Source organism: Microbacterium pratiae (genome assembly GCF_047302165.1).
Lineage (GTDB): Bacteria > Actinomycetota > Actinomycetes > Actinomycetales > Microbacteriaceae > Microbacterium.
Genome location: NZ_CP154843.1, coordinates 804864 through 831537, shown reverse-complemented (window position 1 = coordinate 831537; position 26674 = coordinate 804864). Strand labels below are relative to the sequence as shown.

Below are 26674 nucleotides of genomic sequence, written 5' to 3'. Positions count from 1 at the left end.
GGACCCGCTCGCCAATGGAGTCGTCATGAATGCACCGTCGCACCCGTCCGCCCCTACGCCCGGCCCGATCGCCGTCTGCATGCACGGTTTCGCACCGGTCGCTGCAGACGGGACGCGTCTGCACGACGCCGACGCCGAGACCTGGAACGACGTGTTCTCGCAGGTCGAGCGGCTCGGTTTCACCGCGATCGAGATCGCGGACAGCCATATCCGCCCGTCCGAACTGACCGCATCCCGCCGCGCGGAGCTGAAGTCGATCGCGGCGAGTCACGGCGTCGAGCTCGTCTCGGTGCACGTGCAGCGACAGAGCGTCATCCAGCCGGGCAAGGGTGAGGAGAATCTCGCTTACGCGCACCGCGCCATCGATGCGGCCGCCGAGCTCGGCATGAGCGTGTTCTCGACCGGACTCCACCAGCCCTTCAGCGAGGCGCAGCGCGCTGCCCTGTGGTTCTGGACCGCCCCGGGCCCCGTCGACCCCGACGACGCCGACACCCGGGCGCTCGCGGTCCGGCGTCTGCGCGAACTGGGCGAGCACGCGGCATCCGTCGGGCTGCCGATGTCGCTCGAGATGTACGAGGACACCTACCTCGGCACAGCCGACAGCGCGGTTCGCCTCATCGAGGAGATCGGTCTCGACAACGTCGGCCTCAACCCCGACATCGGCAACCTCGTGCGCCTGCACCGCCCCATCGAGGACTGGCGCGAGATGCACGAGAAGACGCTCCCCTACGCCAACTACTGGCACATGAAGAACTACGCGCGCGACGAGGCGGCCGACGGCAGTTGGCAGACCTCGACGCCGACGAGCATGGAGCTCGGCCTCATCAACTACCGGGCGATGGTCGCCCGCGCGCTCGAGCTCGGGTTCCGCGGCCCCTTCCTCATGGAGCAGTACGGCGGCGACAGCCTCGGTGTCTGCGCCCGCAATCGCGACTACCTGACCTCCCTGCTTCCGGCGCCCGCCGGAGCCTGACCGACACCGACGAGGAGAACGTCATGACCGAGAACGAACGCCCCGTGTACGCGGTGGTGGGCAGCGGCTACATGGGCGGCGGCATCGCGCAGTCGCTCGCCCTGTCCGGCGCCGACGTGCGCATCGCCGACGTCGACATCGAAGTCGCCCGCGGCAACCGCGACCGCCTCATCGCCGAGGCCGCGCAGTTCACCGCCGACGGCCTGTTCCCCGCCGACGCCAGTGCCGTCATCGCGGAGCGCATCACGGCGATGACGATCGAGGATGCCGTCGCCGGCGCCTCTTTCATCGAGGAGGCCGTGCCCGAGAAGATCGAGATCAAGCACGCGACCCTCCGCCGCATCTCGGCGGCGGCCGCTCCCGACGCGATCATCGGCAGCAACACGTCGACGATCCTCATCGGCCGCCTCGCTGAAGCCGTGACGAACCCCGGCCGGTTCCTCGGCGTGCACTTCTCCAACCCCGCCCCCTTCATCCCCGGCGTCGAGCTGATCCCCCACGCCGGCACCGACGAGTCGGTCCTCCCCGTGGTCGAGGCCATCGTCGCCGCGACGGGCAAGGAGACCGCCCGGGTGAAGGATGCGACCGGGTTCGTGCTGAACCGCCTGCAGTACGCGCTCTTCCACGAGGCGACGCAACTGGTCGAGGAGGGGGTGGCCACGCCGGAGGACATCGACACCATCGTCCGCACGACCTTCGGCTTCCGCCTGCCGTTCTTCGGGCCGTTCGCGATCGCCGACATGGCCGGGCTCGACGTCTACGCGTTCTGCTACGCCTCGCTGCAGACCGAGTTCCCCGAGCGGTTCGCGACGCCGCCCATCCTCGATCAGCTCGTGTCGGCCGGCAAGCTCGGCACGAAATCCGGCGCCGGCTTCCTCGACGTGCCCGCCGAGCGCACGCCCGAGCTCATCGCGTACCGCAACAAGGCGTACGTCGCGATGAAGAAACTCGTCGACGAGCTCGGCCCCGCCCCCATCCACCCCGCACAGGACTGAGAGAACCCGCTATGGCATCCGTCTTCCCCGCTGAGCGCACCGTCATCCTGACCGGCGCCGCGAGCCCCCGGGGCATCGGCCGCACGACCGCCTTCCACCTGGCCGAGCGCGGCTGGCACGTGGGCATCGTCGACGTCGACGCCGAGGCGGCCGAGCGCACCGCCGCCGAGGTCGCCGAGGCCCACGGCGTTCGCGCGGTCGGTGTCGGTGCGAACGTGGCCGACCGTGAGCAGGCCGTCGCCGCGATCGACGCACTCGAGGCGTCGCTGCCGCAGATCGTCGCACTCGTGAACTTCGCGGGCGTCTCGTCACCCGTGCCGTACCTCGACGTCACCCCCGAGGAGTGGCACCGCGTCGAGTCGATCAACCTCGACGGCGTGCACTGGGTCACTCAGCGCGTCGCACGCACCCTCGTCACCAACGGCGTCGGCCGCCTGGTGGGCATCTCGTCCGTCTCGGCGCAGCGCGGCGGCGGAACCTTCTCGAAGACGCCCTACTCGGCGGCGAAGGCGGGAGTGATCGGACTGATGCGCTCCGTCGCACGCGAGCTCGGACCGCTCGGCATCACGGCGAACGTGATCTCTCCGGGTCCGATCGACACCGACATCATGGGCGGGACGCTGACAGAGGAGCGCAAAACGGCGATGGCCGCCGACGGCGTCCTGCCGCGCATCGGCACCCCCACCGACATCGCCGCAGCCGTGGCCTACCTGATCAGCGAGGACGCCGGATTCGTGACGGGCCAGACCCTGAACGTCGACGGCGGCCTCTACATGCACTGAGGCTGTCGTGAACCGCAACTGGACGCGCGGACGCCTCGGGTTCCTGGCCATCGGGGTGATCTGCGTGGTCGTCGGCCTCGTCCTGATCATCCCCTCACTCGGCGGCTGAGCCGCCACTTCGTCACCCCGTCACACCTCACACGAACTCGAAGGAGAGTCACTGTGTCCTCATCGGACTACGGTCCCGCGACGCGGGCCAACGTCACGGTCGCGAATGAGCTGCTGAGCAGCCCGCACCTGGCGAGCGGCATCAAGAAGGCCACCTACCGGCTCATGCCGATGCTCATCATCCTGTACTTCGTCGCGTTCCTCGACCGCACGAACGTCGGGTTCGCCGAATCCGCTCTCGAAGTCGACCGGGGCATCTCCGCGGGCGCGTACGCTCTCGGAGCCGGCATCTTCTTCATCGGATACGCCCTCTTCGAGATCCCCTCGAACCTGCTGCTCGACAAGTTCGGCGCGCGCTTCTGGCTCGCCCGCATCGCCGTCACCTGGGGCATCGTCGCCTCGCTGTTCGCCTTCGTCAACGGCGAGACGATGTTCATCGTCCTGCGCTTCCTGCTGGGCGTCACGGAGGCCGGTCTGTTCCCCGGCGTCATCATGTTCCTCGCGCAGTGGTTCCCCAACAAGCGCCGCGTGCAGATGTTCGCCCTGTTCTACCTCGCGCAGCCCTTCTCGCAGATGCTCGGCGCCCCGCTCTCGGGCGGCCTGATCAGCATCGGCGACCAGGTCACCCCGTGGGCGGGATGGCAGGTGATGTTCTTCGTCGAGGGCATGATGGCGGTCGTCGCCGGTATCGCGGCGCTGTTCTTCCTCGTCGACTCGCCGCAGAAGGCGAAGTTCCTCGACGACGATGAGAAGGCCGCGCTGAAGGCGGTCATGGAGCACGAGGACAGCGTGAAGGAATCCGATGGACCCCGCGGCATCGGCGCGGCGCTCATCAGCTGGAAGGTCTGGTACTTCACCGTCATCTACTTCTGCCTGCAGATCGCTGTCTACGGCACGACGTTCTACCTGCCCCAGCAGGTGTCGAGCCTCATCGGCGAGTCCGTCGGCTGGCAGGTCGGGCTCGTGTCCGCCATCCCGTGGGCCGTCGGTCTGTTCGCCTGCTACTACGTCGGCAAGCACGCCGACACCGTGCGCCGTCGCCGCGTCTGGGGTGCCCTGTTCTTCCTCGTGACGGGCTCGGCCATCCTCGTGTCGGCCTGGGCCGGGGCCAACGGACAGGGACTGCTCGGCATCATCGCGATCACCGTCGCCGTCGCCGCGTTCCTGTCGGCGGGGCCCATCACCTGGTCGTTCCCGACCTCGTTCCTCACGGGCGCGGCGGCCGCCGCCGGCATCGGCCTCATCAACTCGCTCGGCAACCTGGGCGGTTTCGTCGCCCCGATCATGCGAACGGGAATCAACGAGGCCGTTCCCACCGACAGCGGAGCGTGGGGCGTGGTGTCGCTCGGACTGTTCGCCTTCCTGGCCGCCGTCATGATGTGGGCCACCCGGTTCTTCAGCTCGAAGGCCGACGCCCTCCTCACCTCGGGGGAGAGCAAGCGCCGCTGACGCGTCGCGCTTCTCGAACGGCCCGGTGTCGCCTCGTGCGGCCCGGGCCGTTTCGACGTTGTGCGCCCGCGCCGGCGCCGTCGTTGCTCGGAAGCTGCGCCGTCAGCCGAGGACGAGCGAACGGATGGCGGACTCGGGCGAGACCGTCGTGTCGAGCAGCATCCCCGAGCGGTAGCGTTCGAACACGCGCGGGTCGATGTACGAGCTGCGGGCCACCGCGGGCGTGTTCCCCAGTGCCGTCGCGGCGGCGCGCACCGCTTCGACCTCCGCCTGATGCACAGCCCGGGCGGTCTCGGCGATGCCGATGCGCGCGAGGGCGTCGGCCGCGACGACGGTGCCGCGGAGGGTGCGGAAGTCCTTGGCGGTGAACGGACCGCCCGTCAGCGCGCGCACGTATGCGTTGACATCGTTCGGGGTGAGCGGCACGCGCCGACGCTGCCGCTGCCACGCGAGCAACGGCGACGCGGGCCGCCCCTCGATCAGAAGCATGATGGCCGTCGCGAGATCCGGGTCGGGGATCTCCAGCGCCTGCCGCTGCCCGCTCTTGCCCGAGAAGGCCAGGCTGACGACGGCGTCGGCCACCGAGGCATCGCGACGCCTCAGCGTCGTCAGGCCGCGGCTGCCATGCTGCAGAAGGTAGCGCTGCGATCCGATCCGGAGCGCCGAGCGGTCGAGCAGCCGGAACGCCGCGGCAAGCACGCGCTCGCGGTCGAGGTCGGAGCGCCGCAACGAGGCGGTCGCCCGTGACCGGGCGCGAGGCAGCGATTCGGCGAGCTGCAAGGCACGGGCGTACTTGCCCTTGTCGCGACTGCGCGTCCAGTCCGGGTGATAGATGTACTGTCGGCGACCCGCGTCGTCGGTTCCGACGACCTGGATGTGGCCCTGCGGGTCCGCGCAGATCCAGACGTCCTGCCAGGCCGGCGGGATGACGATGGTCCGGATGCGGGCGAGGTCGCGGCGTGCGACGGCCGCGCCGGCGGCATCGGTGTACCGGAACCCTTTGCCCGAGCGGATGCGGCGGATGCCGGCATCCACGTCGGGCCGGACCCGGACGAGCCGCGCCACCTCAGTGGTCGCGCAGCATCGAGATGATCTGCGCCTTCTTCTTACCCGAGTAGCCCGAGATGCCGAGCTCCTTGGCGCGCTTCTTCAGGTCGTCGACGGTCCAGTCCTCGTAGTCGCCGGACTTTCCGCCTCGACTGCCGACCTTCTTCCGACCGTCGCGGGCTGCGGCGTTCGAGATGCGGGCGGCCTTCTCTTTCGAAGCGCCGTCCTCGCGCAGCTCCTCGTAGAGGTCGGGGTCTTTGAGACTGTTCGATCCGCGTCCCTGTGGCATGGCGGTCTCCCCTCTTCGTCAGGCCGAGGCTACGACCGTCGCGAGGGTCGCCGCAGGTGCTTGACAGGCGTTCGCGCGAGGGCGTAGCCGGGCGTTCCGCGGCTGTGGACGGTCACGGGACGCGGGTTCGGCGTAGTGCGCATCGCGTGCGGGCAGCTACCACCGCGGAGAATCCCTCGTCAAGGCCTCGGCACTTACGCTCGGCATTCTCTAACGTTGCGGTCAGCCCTTCACGGGGTCGGAACGTCTCGCAGTGGGACGGACATTGGGAGACAGACAAGGAGCCCCCATGAACATCTTCCTCATCATCATCATCGTCGTTGCGATCGTGCTCGCGATCGTCAGTGGCCTGAACAGCGCACTGAGCTGGCTGCTCTGGGTTGCCCTGATCGTCGGTGTGATCGCGCTCATCGCGTTCCTCTTCCGAGTGATCAGCGGTAACAAGCGCGTCTGACCGCCGCGCTGCTCGAACGCCTCCGCCTCCGGGCGGGGGCGTTCTGCATTCCTCCGCCCTCCCCTGGACGACTCACGATATATCGTGTTACCGTCAGCTCACGCGATATATCGCGAACCGTTCGCGGCACGCATCGCTTGAGAAGAGGGAACGCCATGACACTGCAGAAATGGATCGTCCACCCGGATGAGACCAGAGTCATCGACATCGACGACATCCGCAAGCTCAAGGTGAGCATGGTCGGGGGCCAGATCGACATCGTCGCCCACGATGAGCCCGGCGTCCGCATCGAGGTGCACGCCGTCACCGGCAAGGACTTGCGCATCGAGGCGACCGGCGACGTCGTCGAGATCGACCACCCGCAGCTGCGCTGGGACAACTTCACGCAGGTGTTCCGCAACTTCGGCTCGTCCGGCCCGAAGGCCGAGATCAGCGTCGCCGTTCCGCGCGGAACCGACCTCACGCTCGGCGTCGTCAGCGCGAGCGCGCTGGTCTCGGGGCTCGAGGCCGACGCACGCGTGAACACCGTCTCGGGAGACATCATCATCGACGGGATCACCGGCGATGTGAACGCGAACGCGGTCTCGGGCGACGTGCAGGCCCGCGAGCTGACCGGCGCACTCACCGCGAAGTCCGTCTCGGGCGACGTGTCCGCGGTCGGCGCCCTGCGCGCGGCCGACATCGACACCGTCTCGGGCGCCATGCTCGTCGACTCGTCGGGTCCGATCCAGTCGATCACGCTGCACACCGTCGGCGGCGACGCGACCGTGCGCCTCGACGAGAGCCTTCCCGCCAACTATCAGGTGCGCAGCGTCAGCGGACGCGTGCTCATCGACGGCGTCGTACGCTCCGGGCAGGGCGCCGGCCCGCTCACGAGCTTCACCGGCTCGACCGGTGAGCTGAGCGGCTCCTTCGTCGATGTCCGCACTAACTCGGTCTCGGGCGACCTGACCGTTCTGCGGCGCTCCGCACCCGCGGCGACCGACGTCACCGCCACCACCGCATCCACCCTCTCGAGCGAGACGACACCCGAGGCGCCGGTCGACTCCACGCCGCCGACGACGGCCATCCCCTCGGCGGCGAACCCGGGCGAGACGGGGACCGCCGAGGACGACGCGGACCGCCACGAGGAGCGCTGACGATGCCGCCCGTCTTCTCCCACGGCGACCTGCGCCTGTACCTGCTGTCGCTCCTCGACGAGTCGCCGCGCCACGGGTACGACCTCATGCAGGCCCTCACCGAACGCACCGGAGGCACGTACTCGCCGAGCGCGGGCACGATCTACCCCCGCCTCGCGAAACTCGAGGACGAGGGGCTCGTGACCAAGACCGTCGACGGCCGCAAGACCGTCTACGAGATCACGGATGCCGGGCGCGACGAGCTCTCGGCCCGGCGGCACGATCTCGACGGCATCCAGGCCGGCCTGGCCGACAGCATCCGTCTCATCGCCGACGAGGTGCGCGGCAGCGTGCGCGCGGCGATGAAGAGCCTGCAGGCCGACCTCGCCGCCGCGGCGAACGTCGATCACGAGACGGCCACGCGCCCCGCCCCACCGGAGAACCCGAGAGCCGAGGCGCGGGCTCAAGCGCAGCGAGCGGATGCCGCGATCGCAGAGTTCCGCGCGAACCTGAAGGCCGATCTGCGGTCGCACATCGCACGAGACGGCGACGTCACGGCATCCGCCGTCGATGACCTCGTCGAGGCCCTGAATCGAGCCCGCGACGAGGTGCTCCGGACGCTGCGAAGCTGACGGAACGCGGCGTCCGAGACGCGACGAGGACCTCTGCCCGCCCAGCTCAGGGCTCGGGCCAGAGGTCCTCGTCGTCTGCGGCGTTCTGCCCCTGGGGCACCACGAGGACAGGGCGCTGCTGACGATGCGCGAGCCGCGCGGCCACCGAACCGGTGAAGAACTCGCGAATCGACTCGCCGATGCCACGTCGACGCGTGCCCACGACGAGCAGCTTCGCGTCGAGGCGGTCCGCCAGGTGCTTGATCGCGAGAGCCGGATCGCCGACCAGCTGATGCACGGTCCAGTCGACCGACGACGACGCGAGAGCCTCGGCCGCGGTCGCGCGGATCTGTTCGAGCTGCGCCGCGCTCGATACCGCCCCGAGGTCGATCGGAGCCGTGTGCACGTAGCCGTCAGGGTCCTCATAGGTCACGAACCGCGTGACATCGACGTGCACGACGACGAGTCCGACGCCGAGCATCGATGCGTACCGGGCCGCTTCGACCACCACGCGGGGCGACTGTCCGGGAATGACTCCCGCGATGACAGGTGTCTCCGGAAGGCGGCTCTCGTCGCCTGCGGAGTGCTGATCGGCCATGGTCGCCCCCTGTCTCAGCGGCGGCACCGGCGATGGCTCGGGGCCCCCGTGTTATTCTTGATGCTACTCTTCCCCGGCGCAGCGCCGGATCGTGAAATGCTCCGGGCACCGCTGAATAGCCCGTGACTCAGAAATGAGGGGGTCTCGCATGGGGCGTGGCCGTCAAAAGGCGAAGCACACCAAGATCGCGCGTGAGCTGAAGTACGACACCTACAATGTCAACTTCTCCTCGCTCGAGAAGGAGCTCGCTCATTCCGACGACGATCAGTACGTCGACAAGTGGGCCGACCAGTACTCCGACGAGTACGAGGACGAGAAGGCCTGACCGGGCTCATCACCAAGCGCCGTGGCGCTGCTCCCACTCGTCTTCGATCGTGTGGGGGCGCGTGACCACGATCCCCGCGGGGATCGCTGCGAGCATCAGCACACCGATCATGATGAGCGGGGCCGTCCAGTCCCCCGTCGCTTCGTGCAGCAGCGCGAACGAGATGGGGAACACCGCGGCCACGGCGTAGCCGACGCTCTGGGCGAATCCGCTGAGGGCGACCGTGCCCTCATGCGTCCTCGTCTTCCGCTGGATGAACACCAGCGCGGCCGGGAACAGCATCTGCGGCGTGCCCAGCAGCACGACCCACAGCACGACCGCCGACCCCGGCGCGATGAGCAGCCCCGCGACGGCGACGAGTCCGGCCGAAGCCGCGACAGCGTAGATCGCGCCGAGCCGCTGCCACCGAGTGATGACGAGGGGAACCAGGATCGACCACGGCAACCCCATCGCGCCGAACAGCGCGAGCAGCGAGCCCGCGGCGGCGTGCGAGACGCCGGCGAGGTCGACGAGGATGATCGGCAGCCACGCGAACGACGCGTAGACGCTGGATGCCGACACCGCGAAGGTCACGGCGATCGCCCAGGCCATCGGCAGGCGTACGAGCCGTCCGAGCACGTTCGGAGACGGAGCAGGCGGCGCCGCGGCATCCCCCATGGCCGCCGCTATGCGCGAGCGGCGCAGGGTCACGAGCCACGGGATGACCGCCAGCACCGCGAACACCGACCACAGGCCCAGGGAGAACCGCCATCCGGCCGTGTCGGCGATGGGCACCGCCACGAGCGGCGGCACGAAAGCGGCGACGGCGAGCATCGTCGAGTACACCGCCGTCATGGTCCCGACGCGGTCGGGGAAGTACGTCTTGATCAGGGGAGGCAGCACGACGTTGCCGGTGCTGATCGCGGCGAACAGGACGGTCGTGGCGATCAGCAGGACCCCCGCGTCCGGCGCGAGCGCGCGGCCGAGGAGCGCCGCCGCAGCGACGACCATGGCCGCGACAGCGAGCCGCTGCAGGCCGAACCGTCGCTCGAGGACCGGGGTGACGACGCCGAAGACCGCGAAACACACCGGCGGCGCAGCCCCGATGAGCCCCGCCACCCACGACGGGACACCGAGGTCGGCGTCGATCTCGGTGAGGATCGGCGACAGCGATGCGACAGCCGACCGCAACGAGAAGGCGACGAGGACGACGCCGAGGAACGCGAGGACGCGTCCCCGCCAGAGCGAAGTCACGACTGCTGGGTGCCCTCGACCCAGTTCAGATACTCCTCGCTCACCGTTCCGGTGACGTAGCGTCCGTCGAAGCAGCTCATATCGAGGTCGACGATGTCGGTGCCCTCCACGATCGCCGCCTTGAGGTCGTCGATCTCCTGGTACACGAGGTAGTCGCAGCCGAGCTCCTCGGCGATCTCGGGGATCGTCCGGTCGTGGGCGATGAGCTCGTGGCGCGAGGGCATGTTGATGCCGTACACGTGCGGGTAGCGCACGGGAGGCGCGGCCGAGGCGAACGTGACGCTCTTGGCACCGGCATCCCGGGCCATCTGGATGATCTCCTTCGACGTCGTGCCGCGGACGATCGAATCGTCGATGAGCAGGACGTTCTTACCCTTGAACTCGCTCGACATGGCGTTGAGCTTCTGGCGCACACTCTTCTTGCGCACCGCCTGCCCCGGCATGATGAACGTCCGACCGACGTAGCGGTTCTTGTAGAAGCCCTCGCGGTACTCGATGCCGAGCTTGCGCGCGACCTGCATCGCCGCGGGACGCGACGAGTCGGGGATCGGCATCACGACGTCGATCGCACCCTGCGGGGTGTACTTGGCGATCGTGTCGGCGAGGCGTTCCCCCATGCGCAGACGCGCCTCGTAGACCGAGATGCCGTTCATGATCGAGTCGGGTCGGGCGAGGTAGACGTACTCGAACGAGCACGGCGCGAGCTGCGTCTGCTGCGCGCACTGCCGCGTGTGCAGGGTGCCGTCGGCGTCGATGAAGACCGCCTCGCCGGGCTCGACGTCGCGGACGACCTCGAAGCCGCCGTTCTCGAGCACGAGCGACTCGGATGCGACGGTCCACTCGTCGCGGCCGTTCTCGGCCCGGCGCGTGCCGAGGATGAGCGGACGGATGCCGAACGGGTCGCGGAACGCGAGCAGCCCGTGACCGGCGATCAGGGCGATCGCCGCGTACGAGCCCTCGACGCGCTCGTGCACGCGCTCGACGGCCTGGAACACCTGGTCGGGGTCGAGGTCGAGCCCGGAGATGGTCGCCTGCAGCTCGTTCGCGAGCACGTTGACCAGCAGCTCGGTGTCGGAGCTGGTGTTGAGGTGACGGCGGTCCTTGCGGAACAGCTCGTCGGTCAGCTCGCGCGTGTTGGTGAGGTTGCCGTTGTGCACCAGCACGATGCCGTACGGAGCGTTGACGTAGAAGGGCTGCGCCTCCTCCTCGCTCGACGCGGTGCCCTTCGTGGCGTAGCGGACGTGGCCGAGCCCGATGTTGCCGAGCAGCGACCGCATGTCACGCGTGCGGACCGCCTCGCGCACCTGGCCGTTCGCCTTGAAGATGTGGAAGACGCCGCTGTTCTCAGCGGTCGCGATCCCCGTCGAGTCCTGGCCGCGGTGCTGCAGCAGCAGGAGGGCGTCGTAGATCTCCTGGTTCGCCGGGGACTGCCCGACGATTCCGACGATTCCGCACATAGGGGGTTAGTTCGCTCCTGCTTCGCGGTAACCGCCGACGAGACGCACGGCACCGCCGTCGACGCCCTTGGCGCCTTGTTCGTAGTGTCCGTCGGGGCGCGGACCGGTCGAGACGACGCCGACCTGCCACGTGTCGATGCCGTCCGCGCGGAGCGCCGCGATCGCGGCATCCGCTGCAGCCGGCGACACGACGGCGAAGAAGCCGATGCCGAGGTTCCAGGTACCCTCGGTGCGCTCGATCTCGAGGCCGCCGAGGTCGGCGAGGACCCGGAAGACCGGGGAGGGCGACCACGTCGTGCGGTCGACGTCGACCCAGGTGTCCTTCGGCAGGACGCGCGCGAGGTTCGCCGCGATGCCACCGCCCGTGACGTGGCTGAGCGAGTGGATGCCGTCGCCGAGCTCGGCGATCAGACGGAGCAGCGGCGAGGTGTAGAGGCGCGTGGGCTCGAGCAGCTGCTCGCCCCACGTGCGACCGAAGTCGGCGGCCTGGTCGCCGTAGCCGATGCCCGCACCCGTGATGATGTGTCGGATCAGCGAATAGCCGTTGGAGTGCGGGCCGCTCGAAGCCAGCGCGAGCACGACGTCGCCGTCCTGGACCCGGTCGGCTCCCAGAACCTGCGCGGACTCGACGACACCCGTCGCGGCACCCGCGACGTCGTAGTCGTTCACGCCCAGAAGACCGGGGTGCTCGGCCGTCTCGCCGCCGACCAGGGCCGTGCCGGTGGCCGAGCAGCCGTCGGCGATGCCGCGGACGATGTCGGCGATGCGCTCGGGCACGACCTTGCCGCATGCGATGTAGTCGGTCATGAACAGCGGCTTCGCACCGACCACGACAATGTCGTCGACGACCATGCCGACCAGGTCCTGCCCGATCGTGTCGTGCTTGTCGATGGCCTGCGCGATCGCGACCTTCGTGCCGACGCCGTCGGTCGAGGTCGCCAGCAGCGGCTTGGTGTAGCCGAGCAGCGCGCTCGCATCGAAGAGGCCGGCGAAGCCGCCGACACCTCCGAGGACTTCGTCGCCGTGGGTTCGCCGGACTGCCGACTTCATCAGTTCGACGGCGAGGTCTCCCGCCGCGGTGTCGACGCCGGCTTGGGTATAGGGATCAGTGGGACTCGAGGCCACGGCATCCAGAGTACCGGCACACGGAGGGGCTGAGCGCCGGGCGTGTCTCGCGAGGCCGAATCGGCCGGCGGCGTGCCGCAAACAGGCTCAGGTGAGCCGAGGGTCGCCCGCGGGGCGGTGGGGCGCAGTTCAGCCTGTTCGCGGAATCGCGAGCTGGGCGAACCCGCCGTCCCGCCGACCGGCGCAGCGAGATCGGCGAGGGTGCGCGGGCGTGCCGTCAACAGGCTCAGGTGTGCCGAACCCCGCCCGGCGGGCGACGTTGCACCGCTCAGCCTGTTCGCGGCACAGCGCAGGGGTTCGACGGGGCGGGTCTACGCCCGCCCGCGGGTCAGATGCCCTGCCAGGCGGGCTTGTTGGCCCACGCGTGGCGGTAGTAGGGCGTCTGGGTGAGGGCGCTCGCGGCCGCCTCGTCGACGACGACGGTCACGTGCGGATGCAGCTGCACGGCCGATCCCGGCGCCGATGTGCTGACCGGTCCCTCGACGGCGGCGGCGACGGCATCCGCTTTGGCCTCGCCGAAGGCCAGCAGCACGAGGTGCCGGGCGCGCAGGATGGTGCCGATGCCCTGGGTGATGCAGTGCATCGGGACGTCATCGGGCGAGTCGAAGAAGCGCGCGTTGTCGGCCCGGGTCTCCTCGGTGAGCGTCTTGACGCGCGTCAGCGAGGCGAGCGAGCTGCCGGGCTCGTTGAATCCGATGTGCCCGGTGCGTCCGATCCCGAGGATCTGCAGGTCGACCCCGCCCGCCGCGCGGATCGCGGCCTCGTACTGGTCGCCGGCGGTCTCGATGCCGTCGAGGTCTCCGTGCGGCACCTCGATGCGCCCCGGGTCGAACCCGACGGGCTCGACGACCTCGCGCTCGATGACGCTGCGGTAGCTCTCCGGGTGCCCTGCGGGCAGTCCGACGTACTCGTCGAGCGCGAACCCGCGCACGTGCGACACGTCGATGTCCTCACCGCGAACGCGCTCCGCCAGATGCCGGTATACGGCGAGCGGGGTCGACCCGGTCGCCAACCCGAGCACGGCGTCCGGGCGTCGACGGACGAGGTCGACGATCGCGTCGCCGACGAGTCGGCCCGCTTCCTGCTCGCTGGGGACGATGACGACTTCGGCCATGGCTCTTCCTTCTTTCAGGTGTGGTCTGGAGGGCGGATTTCGCGCCGCGGGTCAGGTCAGGCCGAGGGTCTCCGACAGCACGAGGGCCGCCGCGCCCCGCAGCCGGAGATCGCCGTGGGTCTCGGCGAGGCGCACGGTCAGGTCGTCGAAGAGGATCGGCAGAACGCGGACCGCGATCGCTTCGCTCGCGGCGTCGATGAGCGGCCCCTCGATCAGCTCCGCCGGCCCGCTCAGCACGACATCCGTCAGTCCGAGCGTCGCGACGAGCGGCGACAGCGCGATTCCGAGGCACCGCCCGGCCTCGCGGCGGACGAGCTGAGCGGCCTCGTCGTCGGGCGCCGCGGCGAGCCGCGCCTCAAGCTTCGGCACCGACAGCCAGGCCTCGAGGCATCCGGTCCGGCCGCACGCGCAGACGGGACCCGCGCCTTCCGTCACGACGACGTGACCGATCTCGCCCGCGGCCCAGTTGCGGCCGTGGACGACCGCGCCGTTGATGATGACCGCGGCGCCGACGCCGGCGCCGATCCGGACGAGCAGCAGGTCGTGGTCGACCTTGCCGAAGCTCAGCTCGCCCATCCCCGCAGCGTTGAGGCCGTTGGTGACCGAGACCGGCAGACCGGTGCGGTCGGACAGGATGCCGCGGAGCGCGACGTCGTGCCAGTCGAGGTGCGACGACTCGCGGACGACGCCCGCGCCGTCGACGACGCCCGGCGTCGAGACGCCGATCCCGAGGATCGGAGCCTCCGCCTCACGCACGAGCCGGTCGATGAGGTCGCCGAGCACCGTGAGCGCCTCCGACCCGGTCGCGCCGCGCCGCTCGACGACCTCGCGGGCGATGACGGTTCCGCCGAGGTCGACGACCGCGCCCTCGATCGTGTCGCCGCTCGAGATCGACACGGCGACGACATTGCGCGACGACCGCGCCAGAGCGAGTGCCCGAGAGGGCGCGCCCGGACCCGACCGGTGCCCCCGGCCGCTCTCGACCACCAGCTGCTCGTCGACGAGCTCGCCGACAAGATCGGAGATCGTCACGCGCGAGAGTCCCGTCGCGCGTGCGATGTCCGCACGCGACAGTCCTTCCTCGCGGTGGAGCGCCTGCAGGACGAGGCGGCGGTTGTTGCTGCGCGCGTCTTCGGGACGGATGCGGCGGCCGCGCGCCCTCCGTGAAGCCGTGCCGTCCGCTGACGTCGTAGTCATACGCTCCCCGATCGAGTACAGTTCCCGAGAAATAATTCGGAAACGTTCTTAACCAATACTGTCAGAACCCCGTTCCCCCGCGCACATCGGAGTGACCCGTGAAATTCTTCCAACGACTCGGCCGGTCGATCATGCTGCCGGTCGCCGTCCTTCCCGTCGCCGCCATCCTCATGGGGATCGGCAACTGGATCGTCGCCGCCGCCGGCGAGAACATCGCCTCGACGTTCCTCCTCGCGGCCGGCGGCGCCGTCCTCGACAACATGGCCCTGCTCTTCGCCATCGGCATCTCGATCGGCATGGCCAACAAGTCCGACGGCACCTCGGCCCTCGCAGGCCTCGTCTCGTGGCTCACCGTCACGACGCTCCTCGCCCCGGCCACGGTCGGTCAGTTCTTCGGCATTGCCGACGTCGCCGACGTCGATCCCGCGTTCACCAACATCAAGAACGTCTTCGTCGGGATCATCTGCGGCCTCATCGGCGCGTGGGCCTACAACCGCTTCAAGGACGTCAAGCTGCCGGACGCGCTCTCGTTCTTCTCCGGCAAGCGATCCGTCGCGATCGTCACGGCGGGCATATCCCTCGTCGTGGCCCTGGTGCTGCTGTTCGTGTGGCCCTTCGTCTACGGCGGTCTGGTGACCTTCGGCGAGTGGATCGCGACCCTCGGCCCCGTCGGCGCCGGGCTCTACGGATTCCTCAACCGACTGCTCATCCCGTTCGGCCTCCACCACGCCCTGAACTCGGTGTTCTGGTTCGACGTCGCCGGGATCAACGACCTCAACAACTTCCTCGGCGGCGCGAACGGCGATGGCGTCTACGGCGTCACCGGCCAGTACATGACCGGGTTCTTCCCGATCATGATGTTCGGCCTGCCGGGAGCCGCCCTCGCGATGTACGTGACCGCGAAGGACAAGCGCAAGAAGGTCGTGGCCGGCATCCTGCTCTCGTCGGCCGTCGCCGCGTTCTTCGTCGGCATCACCGAGCCCCTCGAGTTCTCGTTCATGTTCCTGGCGCCGTGGCTCTACCTCGTCCACGCCGTCTTCACCGGCATCTCGGTCTTCATCGCCGCACTGCTGCCGACCCGCATGGGCTTCGGCTTCTCGGCCGGCTTCATCGATCTCGTCCTCGGCTGGTTCAACCCGCTGGCGCAGAACCCCTGGATGATCCCCGTGATGGGCGTGTTCTGGTTCGTCGTCTACTTCCTGGTGTTCCGGTTCCTCATCCTGAAGTTCCGGCTCAAGACGCCGGGCCGCGAAGACGACGACGCGCTCGACGCGGATGCCGCCACCTCGGGCCGCGACGCGGGCTACGGCCCCACCGCGGAGAAGATGATCGCGGGTCTCGGCGGCAAGGAGAACATCGTCCAGCTCGACAACTGCGCGACCCGCCTCCGCCTCGAGGTGGCCGACACGTCGCGCGTCGACAGCGACGCGCTCAAGCGCGCCGGCGCCGCGGGCACCATGATCTCCGGCGCCAAGTCGGTGCAGGTGGTCTACGGACTCAACGTGCAGTTCGTGAAGGATGCGATGGACGACGTGCTCGCCGGACGCGAGGTCGAGCCGCCCGCGGCATCCTCGGCGCCGCAGGGTGCGGGCGCCGTGACGACCACCGCTCCCGCCGTCGTCCGACTGCGTCAGCCCGTCGCGGGCAGGGTCGTGCCGCTCGCGGAGGTTCCCGATCCGATGTTCTCGCAGGGGACGATGGGCCCGGGCCTCGCGATCGATCCGACCGGCGACACCGTCGTCGCGCCCGCCGACGGGACCGTGACCACGGTGTTCCCCACGGGGCACGCCGTGGGGATGACCCTCGACGACGGCACCGAGCTGCTGATCCACGTGGGCATCGACACCGTCGATCTGAAGGGTCGCGGGTTCCAGGCACTCGTCCAGCAGGGCGAGGGCGTGCACGCGGGGCATCCGCTGCTCCGCATCGACACCGCCGTGATCCGCGGGGCGGGCTACTCCCCCATCACACCGGTCATCGTGCTGAACAACGAGCGCGCGACGGTCGAGTTCGAGTGACACCTCGGCCGGTGTCGGGCATCATCGCCTCGGCACCGGCCGCGACCCGCCACCCCAGCTCTAAACTGGCGCCATGAGTGCGGCGAAGACTCCCGAATGGGTGGTGCGGGAGGATGCCGCGCCCTCGGTCGTCGTCGCGCTGTACCTGCGTCAGGTGCTCGGCATCCGCTCTCCCGACGAGCTGCCGCACCTGCGCGGTGTCGAGGCGGCCCCGATCGAACGCGCCCCCGAGACGCAGGCCGAGCTCGAACAGCAGTGGCGGGCGTACTGGGAGATGACGGTCGAGCCGCTCGCGCATCCCTCGCCCGTGCCGCTCGACCTGGTCGACGGGTTCGACACGCTCGTCGCCCTGCCCACCGAGGGATTCGAGCGGCTCGAGATCGAGATGCGCCCGCACGCGGCCGAGGCGGTCGCTTTCGCGCGTGACGTGCACGGCCGGTACACGGCGCGCTCGTCGGGGGCCGGCGCCGTCGCCTACCGCGCCTACGCCGGGGCGCTCGCCCAGCACGAGCGCCGCATCGGCCGACGCGCGCACTCGTTCGAGCTGAACGTGCAGGTTCTGCCGCTGAGCCAGCGCGGGGTGTGGTGGATCGGCGCGCTCACGATCGCCGTGACCGACGGGCTGCGCAGCGACGTCGTGGCCTTCGACGCCGCGATCGCCCCGATCATCGCCGAGATCGCCTGACCCGCGGCATCCCGCCCGGCGCCCGCGCCCGCGCAAGAAGCGCACGTGCGTGGATGAGGCGCGGTTGAAGCTGCGGCCGACGCACGGAAGTGCGCCTGACTCGCGGTCGAGCCCGCGTCAGGCGTCGTCGAGGGTGCGTACGCGCTCGTGCAGGATGCGCACCTCGCGCGTGCGTCGGCGCGCGGCGCGGTCGAGCACGAGGGCGATGATGGCCGCGATCGCCATGCACGCCGGGATGGCGCCGAGCGCGATGAAGCCGAAGACCTGACCCGCGGAGTACTGCAGGCCGGTGTTGGTGCTGACTCCCTCATCCGGGATGCCGAACGTCAGGGCCAACGCCACGATGATGCCCGCAGCGGCGCCGAGCAGGAGGAACACGCTGTACTTGGGCACCCGACGCACGCGCGCCGACTCGACCCGTTCGGTGATCTCCTCAGCCATGAGTCCATTGTCGCACCGCCCGAGCGATGCCCGGGCGGTGCGACAAGACGGGACTCAACGACGCGTCACGTCGTCAGTCGTCAGACCGTGCTGCGACGGCGACGCGTGAACGACACGGCGAGCGCGCCGATCAGCAGCATTCCGGCACCCAGCCACAGGGTGTCGACGGGAGCCTGTCCACCGGTCGCGGCGAGGGTCGCATCGGTCGAGGCGTCGCACGGCACCTCGGCCCCGAGCGGGAACGTGATGCTCACCGGGTCGAGTGCTTCGCCGGCCGAGTAGAAGCCCGCGAAGGCCTCTGCCCCCGCGGCCGTCAGCGTCGCCGATGCGCCCGTCCAGCTGATCCGGTCGGCCGTCGTCGTGGCGGCGGGCAGCGAGAGCGTCGCGAAGACGACGCCGTTCGCGTTCACGTCGGGCGAGCCGTTGTAGCCCTTCGACTGCACGTTCACGATCAGTGAGGCGGTGTTCGCGCCGGTGATCTGAACCCGCGGGTTCGACAGGGTCATGTCGAGCAGGCCGCTGTGGCCGGTGTAGTGCACCGATCCGCCGAAGCTGACGCGACCGCGATCGTTCTTGGGGCTGTACGCACCCGAACCGCTGCCCCAGCCGCCGGAGATCTCGCCCTTGGCGATCGGGCCGGTGATGTACGAGCGGTACGACTCCTTCACACCCCACTGGATCGTCGCGCCCGACACCGACCGTGCGACGCACGACGGTTCGGCGGGCGACTCGACGGCTGCGGCGACGGCGGCAGCCGTGACACGGAAGGGCGCGGATGCCGCGACGGCGCCGCCGACGCTGAGCTCGAGCGTGTGGTCGCCCGTCGCGAATCCGGCCGGGACCGCCCACGAGAACGACAAGCGTCCGCCGGCATCCGCCGTCGCCGTGCCGATCGTGACCGGCTCGGAGTGCGCGACGGCCGTGACGACGTCACCGGGCGCGAAGCCACCGCCGGTGAATTCGAGCACTCCACCCTGGGCGACCGTCGCCGAGCCCGCGAACGCGACGAACGGGGCCGTCGGCTGAGCGACGGTGACGTCGGCGAAGGTGTCGAGCGTCCGGTCGGTGATCGACAGCGCGTGCGCTGCCGAGGTCGCGACGTGGTAGCTCTTCGTCGGGTCGAGCGAGCCTGCGGGGACCGTCAGCTCGACGGTGAACGCGCCGCCCACGATCGAGCCCGGGCGCACCCAGGCCAGCTGCACCCAGCCCTCGGCGGGCAGCGGTCCGGCGCCTGCCCAGAGCGACTTCTCGCCGAAGACGACGTACGCGCCGTTGGCGGCGCTGTCGCCCACGAAACCGGTGCCCGAGACCGTGAGCGTGTTGGTCACGGCCGGGTCGAGGTCGGCGCTCGGGGTCACCGTGATTCTCGGGCTCTTCGTCGGCTCGGGCTGGGGTGCGACCTCGGCCCACGTCACGGGGACGAAGATCTCGTTGTCGGGCTGCAGGCCTTGCGACACCTTGTTGCCGAAGGTGAACACGCCGAGTCGGTAGTCATCGCCGGGGCGCTTGTCGTTCGCGGACTTCTCATCGACCTGGACGGTCCACGTGAAGTCGACCGTGCCGTCGGCGTTCTCGCTCCACTGGAGGTTGGTGCCTCCGGTCGGCTCGTCGGAGACCCGGACGTACGAGATCGACGGACGCGCCGCATCCGCTGCCCCGTCGGTGGGCTTCCACGTCTCGGCGACCCAGCCGAAGCGCAGCGCGAATCCGGCGCCGACCTCGCTCTGGCGGTAGTTGCGCCCCTCGACGGTCAGCGTGGCGCCGCTCGGGTCGACATCCGTGTTCGGGGTGACCGTGAGCGTCGGCGCGGGGAGCGGCTCGGCCGGGGCGGTCGCGAACGACACCACCGCCTTCGCGTCCTGCGTGCGGTTGGTCATGCCGGTGTGGTTGGCGATCGTGTACACCGCCGTCGTCTCGCCCTTCGGCGCGACCGTCAGCGTGGTCTCGAACGATCCGTCCTCCGTGAACTTCACCATCGTCGCCGTGGTCGGGTTCGAGGTGACGACCTTCGCGCCGCTGGTGCACCCCGCCGCGATGAAGGCGAAGTCGACCTCTGCGAGGGGGCGGTCGGTGCACGTCGTGAGGTAGATCGGCTGAGCCGGGTCGTAGCCCGTGCCCGTGACCGTGATCTGCTCGCCCGCGGGGTCGAGCCCGGTCGACTTCGACAGCGTGAGGGTGGGGACCCGCACCGGGGTCTCGGGCTCGGTCGCCTTCGCGGTGACCGTGTAGCTCAGCGCCGGTGCGGTCGAGGCGGAGTAGGCCGTGGCGTCGGCCGGGGTGAACGCGGCCGCGATGGTGTGCGCGCCGACGGCGAGCGACGAGGTGACGATGCTCGCGACGCCCCCGTCGACCGGAGCCGATCCGAGCGATGCGTCACCGGCCGTGAAGGACACCGACCCGGATGCCGCGGGCGAGACCGTCGCCGTCAGGGTGACGTCGGCGCCCTCGACGGCTGTGCCGTCGGGTGAGGCCGACAGGGTCGTCGTGGTCGATTCGGCGACGGCCGGGAAGAGGGCAGCCCAGTCGATCGAGACGTCGGCGCGGGCGAGGAGGTTCGCCTCGGTGGGGAACGAGCGAGACGGCCACGAGATGATCTCGTACGCCTTCGTGGGGTCGAGCTCCGCGGCGACCTGCTCGAGGCTGCCGTTGATCTCCCCCGAGGCCGAGACGTCGAGCGCGGCGTTCGGCGTGCTCGACTGGTCGACCGTCAGATCACCCTTCTCGACGAGGGCGACATAGGCGTGCCGGGTCGGCTGACCCGGGTACTGCGGGGCGACCTCGAAGCCGGTGCCGGCGATGGCGACCGTGATCTTCTCGTTCGCGACGACGGTGGTCGACGTCGTCAGGGCGGGGCCGGCGGCGGATGCCGGGGCGGCGACGCCGACGACGGCGGCCATGGCTATGAGCGCGCCGGTCAGCACGCTCGCGAGCGGACGCTGCAGCGCCGCCCTCCTGGTTCTCATCATGGGAACCCTCCGAATCTCGATGCAGGTGAAGCTCGCGCGTCGGGCACGCGACATCAGTTAGCTTAGCCTTACCTAATCTCTATTTGTGAAAGAGCTGGCAATCAGGGCTCGGCATGACGGCGCGGGAGGATGACCGGGCGGCCGGTGTCCGGATCGTCCAGCACCCTCACCGGGGTGCCGTAGACCGCCGCTACCCGCTCGGCGGTCAGGACGGAACGCGCATCACCGCGGGCGACGAGCCGGCCACCGTCGATCATCGCGATCTCATCGGCGTAGGCCGCGGCGAGCGACAGGTCGTGAAGCACGACGACGACCGCTCTCCCCTCCCGCGCGAGCCCGCGCGCGACGCGGAGGACGTCCTCCTGGTGTCGGAGATCGAGGGCCGCGGTCGGCTCGTCGAGCAGCACGACGGGGGTGTCCTGCGCGAGCACCCGCGCCAACGAGACGCGCGCCTTCTCGCCGCCGGAGAGAGAGGGGTAGTCGCGATGCAGGAGGTGCGCGACATCCGCCCGTGCCACGGCATCGGCGATGCGCGCGTCGTCGACGGCCGCATGCTCGGTGCCGATCCAGGGCGTCCGGCCCATCGAGACGACCTGACCCGCGGAGAACGAGAACGCGACCTGGTTCGACTGCAGCAGCACAGATCGCCGCCGGGAGAGTTCCCGGGCCGACCACTCGCCCACCCGGCGCCCGTCGAGACGGACATCCCCCGAGGAGGGTGCGCGATCCCCCGTCAGCAGCGACAGCAGGCTGGACTTACCGGCACCGTTGGGTCCGACGAGCGCGATCAGTCGGCCGTAGTCGACATCCATGTCCACGTCGTCGAGGATCGTCGCGTCACCCAGCCGAAGGCTCGCATGCCGCAGCTCGACGGCCGCGCCCGTCACGACCAGCCCCCGGCGGTGCGCCGCGTGCGGCGGATGAGCCAGAAGAAGAACGGACCGCCGACGAGCGACGTGAGGATGCCGATCGGCAGGTCGGCCGACACGACGAGGGTCCGGGCCAGGAGGTCGGCGTAGACGAGCACGACCCCGCCACCGAGGGCCGAGAGGACGATGAGCCGGCGATGTGCGGGCCCCACCAGCATGCGGACGATGTGCGGCACGACGAGACCGACGAACGCGATGATGCCGACGAACGCGACGGCGACCCCCGTCAGCAGCGCCACGAGCACGATCGACCCGATGCGGAGCGCCTCGACGCGCACGCCGAGGTGCGCTGCAGTGCGGTCACCCAGCGCGAGGAGGTCGTAGCGACGCGCGAGAGCAATGGATGCCGCTGCGCCGAGCGCCCCGATGACCGCGACGATCGCCACCTCCGACCAGCGCGAGCCGTTCATCGAGCCGAGCTGCCAGAACACGATCTGCTCGCGTGACGCGGTGTCGCCGACGAACATCAGCAGTGCCAGCGCGGCACCCGCGAAGGCGTTCACGGCGATGCCCGTCAGGATGAGCGTTATCGACTCGGTACGCCCGTGCGCGCGTGCGGCGGCGTAGACCACGAGGGTCGCGACGAGGCCGCCCGCGAATGCGCAGACCGCGATCGACCACGGGCCGAGGAACGAGACGCCCAGCGTGATGGCGGCGGCCGCGCCGACCGCTGCGCCCGAGGAGACGCCGACGACCCCCGGCTCGGCGAGCGGGTTGGCGAAGATCGCCTGCATGACGGCACCGGCGACCGCCAGCAGCGCGCCGACGAGCAGCGACATCGCGACACGGGGGAACCGGATCTGCCACAGCGTCTGCTCGATCAGCGGCGCGGTCGGCGCCCACGGATTGGACAGGCCAATCGCCCGGAGCAGCGAGCCGACGACCTCGGCAGGACCGACGGGCAGCTGGCCGAGGCCGGCCGAGAGGACGACCCCCACCACGAGCAGCGCCACGGTCACGGCCGCGACGACCGCGACGCGGCGCCCTGCGGCGAGCGGGGTCACGAGGCGGGAGCGGGCGCGTAGACGGCGCGTGCCAGCGCGTCGAGCACCCCCGCGCTGCGCGGTCCGAACGACAGGATCTGCCCGTCGGCCATGTCGACGAAGCGGCGGTGCTGGCCGGCCGTTGTCAGCGCGATCGCGGGCTTGTCGGCGAGCAGGCCGTCGACGCCGCCGACCGACTCGATCCCGCCGGTCATCACGAGGATGAGGTCGGGATCGGCAGCCACCATGGCCTCGTCCGTGAGGGGCTGCATCCCGTTCCACCCGAGCTCACCGGCGACGTCGACGCCGCCGAGGGCGGTGATGAGCTGGTCGGCACCGGACTCGGACCCGAACAGGTAGTAGACACCCGCGGTGCCGCGCAGGTAGAGGAAGACCATTCGCAGACGCTCGCTCGCGGCCTCCGGTGCGAGCGCGGCGATCTGCGCACGCGTCTCGTCGACCTCGCTCACGATCCGCTGAGCGAGCTGCTCTCCCGCCTCGGCGACGCCGAGCACCTCGCCGACCGAGCGCGCCAGGTCGGCGGCGCCGTCGAACGATGCCGAACGCTCGACGAAGACGACCGTGATGCCGACATCCCGCAGCTGCTGCACGACGTCGACCGGCCCGATGCTTCCGTCGGTGATGACCAGCGTGGGGGCGAGGCCGATGATCGACTCGGCGTTGACCGTGTGGCCGCTTCCGGTGACCACCGGCAGGTCGGCAGCACCGGGGAACGTCGTCGAGACGTCGCGCCCCACGAGGTCGCCGCCGAGACCGAGCCCCCAGACGGTCGCGGCCAACGAGCCGGAGAGGTCCATCGCGATGATGCGCGACGTGTCCACCACCGTCACCTCGACGTCGCCCGTGAGGTCGTGAGAGGTCACGGTGACCGGCAGACTCTGGGCGGGGTCGGTGACGACCGGCTCGACCGCGGCGTCGGCGAGGACGGCGGTCGACGGGCCCTCGATCGAGTGCGGGTCCCCCGCCGTCGCGAGCTCGCTCAGCGGCGGACGCTCCGCCGCGACCTCGATGCCGCCATCCTCGGGAGAGCTCGTCGCCGGCGCGCAGGCGGTCAGCGAGAGGGCCGCAGCGGCGAGCGCCGCGACGACGAGCCGCCGCATGCTCACGCGGCCGTCCCGTCGTCGGGGCGGCCCTCGCCGGAGGCCTCACGGCGCTTACGACGCGAAGCCGCGATCGCTGCCGTGGTGCCGGCCGCCGTCGCGACCAGCGCACCGCCGACGGCGGCCAGGATCGCGGGGAGCGCGCTGCCCGATCCGCTCTCGCCGTCGCCCGTTTCAGCGGCATCCGCGGCGGGTGACGGAGCATCCGCGGTCGGTGACGGCTCGGCCGTCGGCGTGGGGGTCGCGCAGACCCCGCTCGCGGTGAACGAGAGCGGGTCGAAGGCGGTTCCGGTCTCGTAGTTACCGAAAGCGGCGTACCCCTCCTCGGTGATCGCGGTGGCGGCATCCGTCGCGGCGAGGGTCAGCGCCTCACCCGACACCGTGGTCTCGAGACCCGCGAGGTCGAGGGACACGAGCGGCACCTGGGCCGTCGTGACGACGGTGTCGTCCCCGGCCAGCGCGCTCTCCATCGACACACCGGACAGGTCGACGATGACCCGACCCGACGCCGGTGCCAGCTCGAGCGTGGCGTTCTGCACCGTCGAGTCGAGCAGGCCGCCGTGGCCCGTGAAGCGGATGCCGCCGGGGAAGGCGATCGTGCCGCTGCCGGTCTCGGGGTCGTAGCTGCCCGTGCCGCCGCTCCAGGTGAACGCGGGCGTCTCGTAGCCGACGCCGCCGAACGGCTCCCACGCCCCCTTCGCGATGGAGCCGGAGATGTACGAGCGGAACGACTCCTTGAAGCCCCACGTGATGGTCGCGTCGGTGATGGTGCAGGCAGACTGCGACCCGGATTCGGCAGCGCCGACCGCCGAGGCGGCAGACGCGCCCCCGAGGGAGAGCGACGCAACGACGAGGGCTCCGAGGGACGCTCGGGCGAGGACAACAGGAAGGCGCACGTGAAACTCCGGGTAAGGTCAGGCTCACCTAACCCTATCGAAGTCCGCGTCAGGGACGGAGCGGCAGCAACGCCCCGAGGTCGGCACGGGTGCCCGAGGCGCGCAGTCGGCCCGCCGTCGCGGCATCCGCCCATGCCAGCTCGCCGAGGGCGAGCGCGATCCACGTGGCGGCGTCGGTCTCCACGACGTTGGGCGGAGTGCCGCGGGTATGACGGGGCCCCTCGACCACCTGCACGGCGCCGAACGGCGGCACGCGCATCTCGACCGAGTTGCCGGGCGCCTTCTCGACGAGCAGCTGCAGCAGGTAGCGCACGGCGGTCGCCAGGTCGGTGCGGGCGGGCTTCTCGCCGGAGGCATCGGCGGCGGCGACGGCGGCGAGCGCGGCGCGGCCATCGGCGGTGAGGATGCTGCGGGCCATGGGTTCCACGCTAGCCCGGTCGGTAGGCTGGCCGGGTGAAGATCCTGGTCCTCGGCTCGGGCGCGCGCGAGCACGCCATCATCCTCGCTCTCGCCGCGGAAGGCGCCGGCCACGAGCTGCTCGCGGCGCCGGGCAACGCCGGCATCGCCCGCGATGCCGAGATCGTCCCCGGCCTCGATCAGAACGACCCGGTCGCGGTGACCGAGTTCGCCGGCAGCGCCAACGTCGATCTCGTCGTCGTCGGCCCGGAGGCGCCGCTCATCGCCGGCGTCGCAGACGCACTGCGCGAGCGCGGCATCCCGGTCTTCGGCCCCGGCAGGGTCGCCGCGCAGCTCGAAGGGTCGAAGGCCTTCGCGAAGCGCGTCATGGATGAGGCGGGAGTGCCCACCGGCCGCGCGGTCCGCGCGAGGACGCGCGCCGAGGTCGAGACCGCGCTCGACGAGCTCGGGGCGCCGCACGTGGTCAAGGCCGACGGCCTGGCCGCAGGCAAGGGCGTCATCGTCACCGACGACCGCGAGGCGGCGCTCGCCCACGCCGACACCTACCTGCCGAGCGGACCGGTGCTGATCGAGGAGTTCCTCGCCGGCCCCGAGGTGTCGCTCTTCTTCGTCTCGGACGGCGACACCGTGCGCGCCCTCAGCCCCGCGCAGGACTATAAGCGCGCCTACGACGGCGACGCCGGCCCCAACACGGGCGGGATGGGGGCCTACTCGCCGCTGCCCTGGCTCGCCGACCGGTTCGGCAGCGAGGCGGAGTTCGTCGCCGAGGTCACGCGCGACGTGGCCGAGCCCGTCATCCGCCACCTCGACGCCGAGGGCACGCCGTTCATCGGCCTCCTCTACGCGGGCCTCATCCTCACCGAGTCGGGCATCAAGGTCATCGAGTTCAACGCGCGGTTCGGCGACCCCGAGACGCAGGTCGTGCTCGCGCGGCTGACCTCGCCGCTCTCGGAGCTGCTGATGGCCGCGGCGAGCGGGCGACTGGAGTCCGAGCCCGATCCGACGTTCTCGGGCGATGCCGCCGTCACCGTCGTGCTCGCGAGCGAGGGGTACCCCGAGAACCCGGTGACCGGCCGGGCACTGACGGGGCTCGACGCCGCGGCATCCGTCGAGGGCGTGCACCTCGCGCACGCCGCGACCGCCAAGTCGGTCGACGGGCTCGTCGCCACCGGTGGGCGCGTGCTCAACGTCGTCGCCCGCGGCACCGACTTCGCCCAGGCCCGCGACCGCGCCTACCGCGCCCTCGCGGAGATCAGCCTCGAGGGCTCGCACCACCGCACCGACATCGCCGCCCGCGTCGCGGACTAGGCGGCCGCGGCCCGCCGCAACTCCTCAATCTCGGG

Annotated in this window: 26 protein-coding genes; 11 read left to right on the top strand and 15 right to left on the bottom strand. The window is 70.4% G+C overall.

Annotation, left to right across the window (positions count from 1 at the left end):
* Window positions 1-79: 79 nt before the first annotated feature.
* The 4 genes from AA0Y20_RS03945 to AA0Y20_RS03930 all read left to right on the top strand — a co-directional run bounded on the left by AA0Y20_RS03945 (window position 80) and on the right by AA0Y20_RS03930 (window position 4307).
* Window positions 80-973, top strand: coding sequence for a sugar phosphate isomerase/epimerase family protein (locus tag AA0Y20_RS03945; RefSeq protein ID WP_412937601.1), 894 nt, complete (start codon window positions 80-82; stop codon window positions 971-973).
* A gap of 23 nt (window positions 974-996) precedes the next feature.
* Window positions 997-1968 (top strand): 3-hydroxyacyl-CoA dehydrogenase family protein, encoded by a 972-nt coding sequence (locus AA0Y20_RS03940; protein WP_412937600.1) that lies wholly within the window; start codon window positions 997-999, stop codon window positions 1966-1968.
* An 11-nt stretch (window positions 1969-1979) separates the two neighbouring features.
* Window positions 1980-2750 carry an SDR family NAD(P)-dependent oxidoreductase gene (locus AA0Y20_RS03935; protein ID WP_412937598.1) on the top strand — a complete coding sequence of 257 codons (771 nt, stop codon included), beginning with the start codon at window positions 1980-1982 and terminating at the stop codon, window positions 2748-2750.
* A gap of 162 nt (window positions 2751-2912) precedes the next feature.
* On the top strand, window positions 2913-4307 hold the full coding sequence (locus AA0Y20_RS03930) for an MFS transporter (protein ID WP_412937596.1): 1395 nt from the start codon (window positions 2913-2915) through the stop codon (window positions 4305-4307).
* A gap of 102 nt (window positions 4308-4409) precedes the next feature.
* On the opposite strand, the gene AA0Y20_RS03925 is transcribed toward AA0Y20_RS03930, so the two are convergent.
* Both AA0Y20_RS03925 and AA0Y20_RS03920 read right to left on the bottom strand, forming a co-directional pair.
* Window positions 4410-5372, bottom strand: coding sequence for a DNA topoisomerase IB (locus tag AA0Y20_RS03925; RefSeq protein WP_412937595.1), 963 nt, complete (start codon window positions 5370-5372; stop codon window positions 4410-4412).
* A gap of 1 nt (window position 5373) precedes the next feature.
* Window positions 5374-5643 carry a Rho termination factor N-terminal domain-containing protein gene (locus AA0Y20_RS03920; protein WP_412937594.1) on the bottom strand — a complete coding sequence of 90 codons (270 nt, stop codon included), beginning with the start codon at window positions 5641-5643 and terminating at the stop codon, window positions 5374-5376.
* 289 nt (window positions 5644-5932) lie between these two features.
* On the opposite strand from AA0Y20_RS03920, the gene AA0Y20_RS03915 reads away from it, so the two are divergent.
* The 3 genes from AA0Y20_RS03915 (at window position 5933) to AA0Y20_RS03905 (ending at window position 7847) form a co-directional block, all read left to right on the top strand.
* A complete protein-coding gene (locus AA0Y20_RS03915) occupies window positions 5933-6097 on the top strand; it encodes a hypothetical protein (protein ID WP_023953086.1) in 165 nt (54 codons plus the stop codon).
* Between the two features lie 155 nt (window positions 6098-6252).
* Window positions 6253-7236, top strand: a complete 984-nt coding sequence (locus tag AA0Y20_RS03910) for a DUF4097 family beta strand repeat-containing protein (protein WP_412937593.1) — start codon at window positions 6253-6255, stop codon at window positions 7234-7236.
* Window positions 7237-7238: 2 nt separating this feature from the next.
* Window positions 7239-7847 (top strand): PadR family transcriptional regulator, encoded by a 609-nt coding sequence (locus AA0Y20_RS03905; RefSeq protein WP_412937591.1) that lies wholly within the window; start codon window positions 7239-7241, stop codon window positions 7845-7847.
* 46 nt (window positions 7848-7893) lie between these two features.
* Here AA0Y20_RS03905 and AA0Y20_RS03900 read toward each other — a convergent pair whose 3' ends face one another.
* The gene (locus tag AA0Y20_RS03900; protein WP_412937590.1) at window positions 7894-8424 is read right to left on the bottom strand and encodes a universal stress protein; all 531 of its coding nucleotides are present in this window, start codon (window positions 8422-8424) and stop codon (window positions 7894-7896) included.
* Between the two features lie 148 nt (window positions 8425-8572).
* On the opposite strand from AA0Y20_RS03900, the gene AA0Y20_RS03895 reads away from it, so the two are divergent.
* Window positions 8573-8749 (top strand): DUF3073 family protein, encoded by a 177-nt coding sequence (locus AA0Y20_RS03895; RefSeq protein WP_023953093.1) that lies wholly within the window; start codon window positions 8573-8575, stop codon window positions 8747-8749.
* 9 nt (window positions 8750-8758) lie between these two features.
* Here the strand turns inward: AA0Y20_RS03895 and AA0Y20_RS03890 are convergent, their stop codons facing one another.
* From AA0Y20_RS03890 to AA0Y20_RS03870, 5 genes are all read right to left on the bottom strand, one after another.
* Entirely contained in the window at window positions 8759-9982 is a 1224-nt protein-coding gene (locus tag AA0Y20_RS03890) for a CynX/NimT family MFS transporter (protein ID WP_412937589.1), read from the bottom strand.
* Window positions 9979-11439: an amidophosphoribosyltransferase gene (purF, locus tag AA0Y20_RS03885; protein ID WP_412937588.1), complete on the bottom strand. Its 1461-nt coding sequence runs from the start codon at window positions 11437-11439 to the stop codon at window positions 9979-9981. Before purF ends, AA0Y20_RS03890 begins: the two co-directional genes overlap by 4 nt.
* 6 nt (window positions 11440-11445) lie before the next feature.
* Window positions 11446-12564, bottom strand: coding sequence for a phosphoribosylformylglycinamidine cyclo-ligase (gene purM, locus AA0Y20_RS03880; protein WP_412937587.1), 1119 nt, complete (start codon window positions 12562-12564; stop codon window positions 11446-11448).
* Window positions 12565-12892: 328 nt separating this feature from the next.
* Entirely contained in the window at window positions 12893-13678 is a 786-nt protein-coding gene (gene nagB / locus AA0Y20_RS03875; protein ID WP_412937586.1) for a glucosamine-6-phosphate deaminase, read from the bottom strand.
* Between the two features lie 51 nt (window positions 13679-13729).
* The gene (locus AA0Y20_RS03870) at window positions 13730-14875 is read right to left on the bottom strand and encodes an ROK family transcriptional regulator (RefSeq protein ID WP_412937585.1); all 1146 of its coding nucleotides are present in this window, start codon (window positions 14873-14875) and stop codon (window positions 13730-13732) included.
* A gap of 98 nt (window positions 14876-14973) precedes the next feature.
* Between AA0Y20_RS03870 and nagE the strand changes: the two genes are divergently transcribed.
* Window positions 14974-16893: an N-acetylglucosamine-specific PTS transporter subunit IIBC gene (gene nagE, locus AA0Y20_RS03865; RefSeq protein WP_412937584.1), complete on the top strand. Its 1920-nt coding sequence runs from the start codon at window positions 14974-14976 to the stop codon at window positions 16891-16893.
* 73 nt (window positions 16894-16966) lie between these two features.
* Complete coding sequence (locus tag AA0Y20_RS03860; protein ID WP_412937583.1) at window positions 16967-17578, top strand: zinc-binding alcohol dehydrogenase; 612 nt, start codon at window positions 16967-16969, stop codon at window positions 17576-17578.
* 117 nt (window positions 17579-17695) lie between these two features.
* Here the strand turns inward: AA0Y20_RS03860 and AA0Y20_RS03855 are convergent, their stop codons facing one another.
* From AA0Y20_RS03855 to AA0Y20_RS03825, 7 genes are all read right to left on the bottom strand, one after another.
* Window positions 17696-18019, bottom strand: a complete 324-nt coding sequence (locus AA0Y20_RS03855; protein ID WP_412937581.1) for a potassium transporter Trk — start codon at window positions 18017-18019, stop codon at window positions 17696-17698.
* Between the two features lie 80 nt (window positions 18020-18099).
* Entirely contained in the window at window positions 18100-20982 is a 2883-nt protein-coding gene (locus tag AA0Y20_RS03850) for an HtaA domain-containing protein (RefSeq protein ID WP_412937580.1), read from the bottom strand.
* Window positions 20983-21086: 104 nt separating this feature from the next.
* Window positions 21087-21872: a heme ABC transporter ATP-binding protein gene (locus AA0Y20_RS03845; protein WP_412937579.1), complete on the bottom strand. Its 786-nt coding sequence runs from the start codon at window positions 21870-21872 to the stop codon at window positions 21087-21089.
* Complete coding sequence (locus AA0Y20_RS03840; protein WP_412937578.1) at window positions 21869-22918, bottom strand: FecCD family ABC transporter permease; 1050 nt, start codon at window positions 22916-22918, stop codon at window positions 21869-21871. Before AA0Y20_RS03840 ends, AA0Y20_RS03845 begins: the two co-directional genes overlap by 4 nt.
* Window positions 22915-24018 (bottom strand): heme/hemin ABC transporter substrate-binding protein, encoded by a 1104-nt coding sequence (locus AA0Y20_RS03835; protein ID WP_412939697.1) that lies wholly within the window; start codon window positions 24016-24018, stop codon window positions 22915-22917. The genes AA0Y20_RS03840 and AA0Y20_RS03835 overlap by 4 nt, the downstream gene beginning before the upstream one ends.
* A gap of 2 nt (window positions 24019-24020) precedes the next feature.
* On the bottom strand, window positions 24021-24914 hold the full coding sequence (locus AA0Y20_RS03830) for an HtaA domain-containing protein (RefSeq protein WP_412937577.1): 894 nt from the start codon (window positions 24912-24914) through the stop codon (window positions 24021-24023).
* Window positions 24915-24963: 49 nt separating this feature from the next.
* Window positions 24964-25332 (bottom strand): sterol carrier family protein, encoded by a 369-nt coding sequence (locus AA0Y20_RS03825; protein ID WP_274178110.1) that lies wholly within the window; start codon window positions 25330-25332, stop codon window positions 24964-24966.
* Window positions 25333-25367: 35 nt separating this feature from the next.
* Here AA0Y20_RS03825 and purD point away from each other — a divergent pair, with 35 nt between their 5' ends.
* The gene (purD, locus tag AA0Y20_RS03820; RefSeq protein ID WP_412937576.1) at window positions 25368-26639 is read left to right on the top strand and encodes a phosphoribosylamine--glycine ligase; all 1272 of its coding nucleotides are present in this window, start codon (window positions 25368-25370) and stop codon (window positions 26637-26639) included.
* The last annotated feature ends 35 nt before the right edge of the window (window positions 26640-26674 follow it).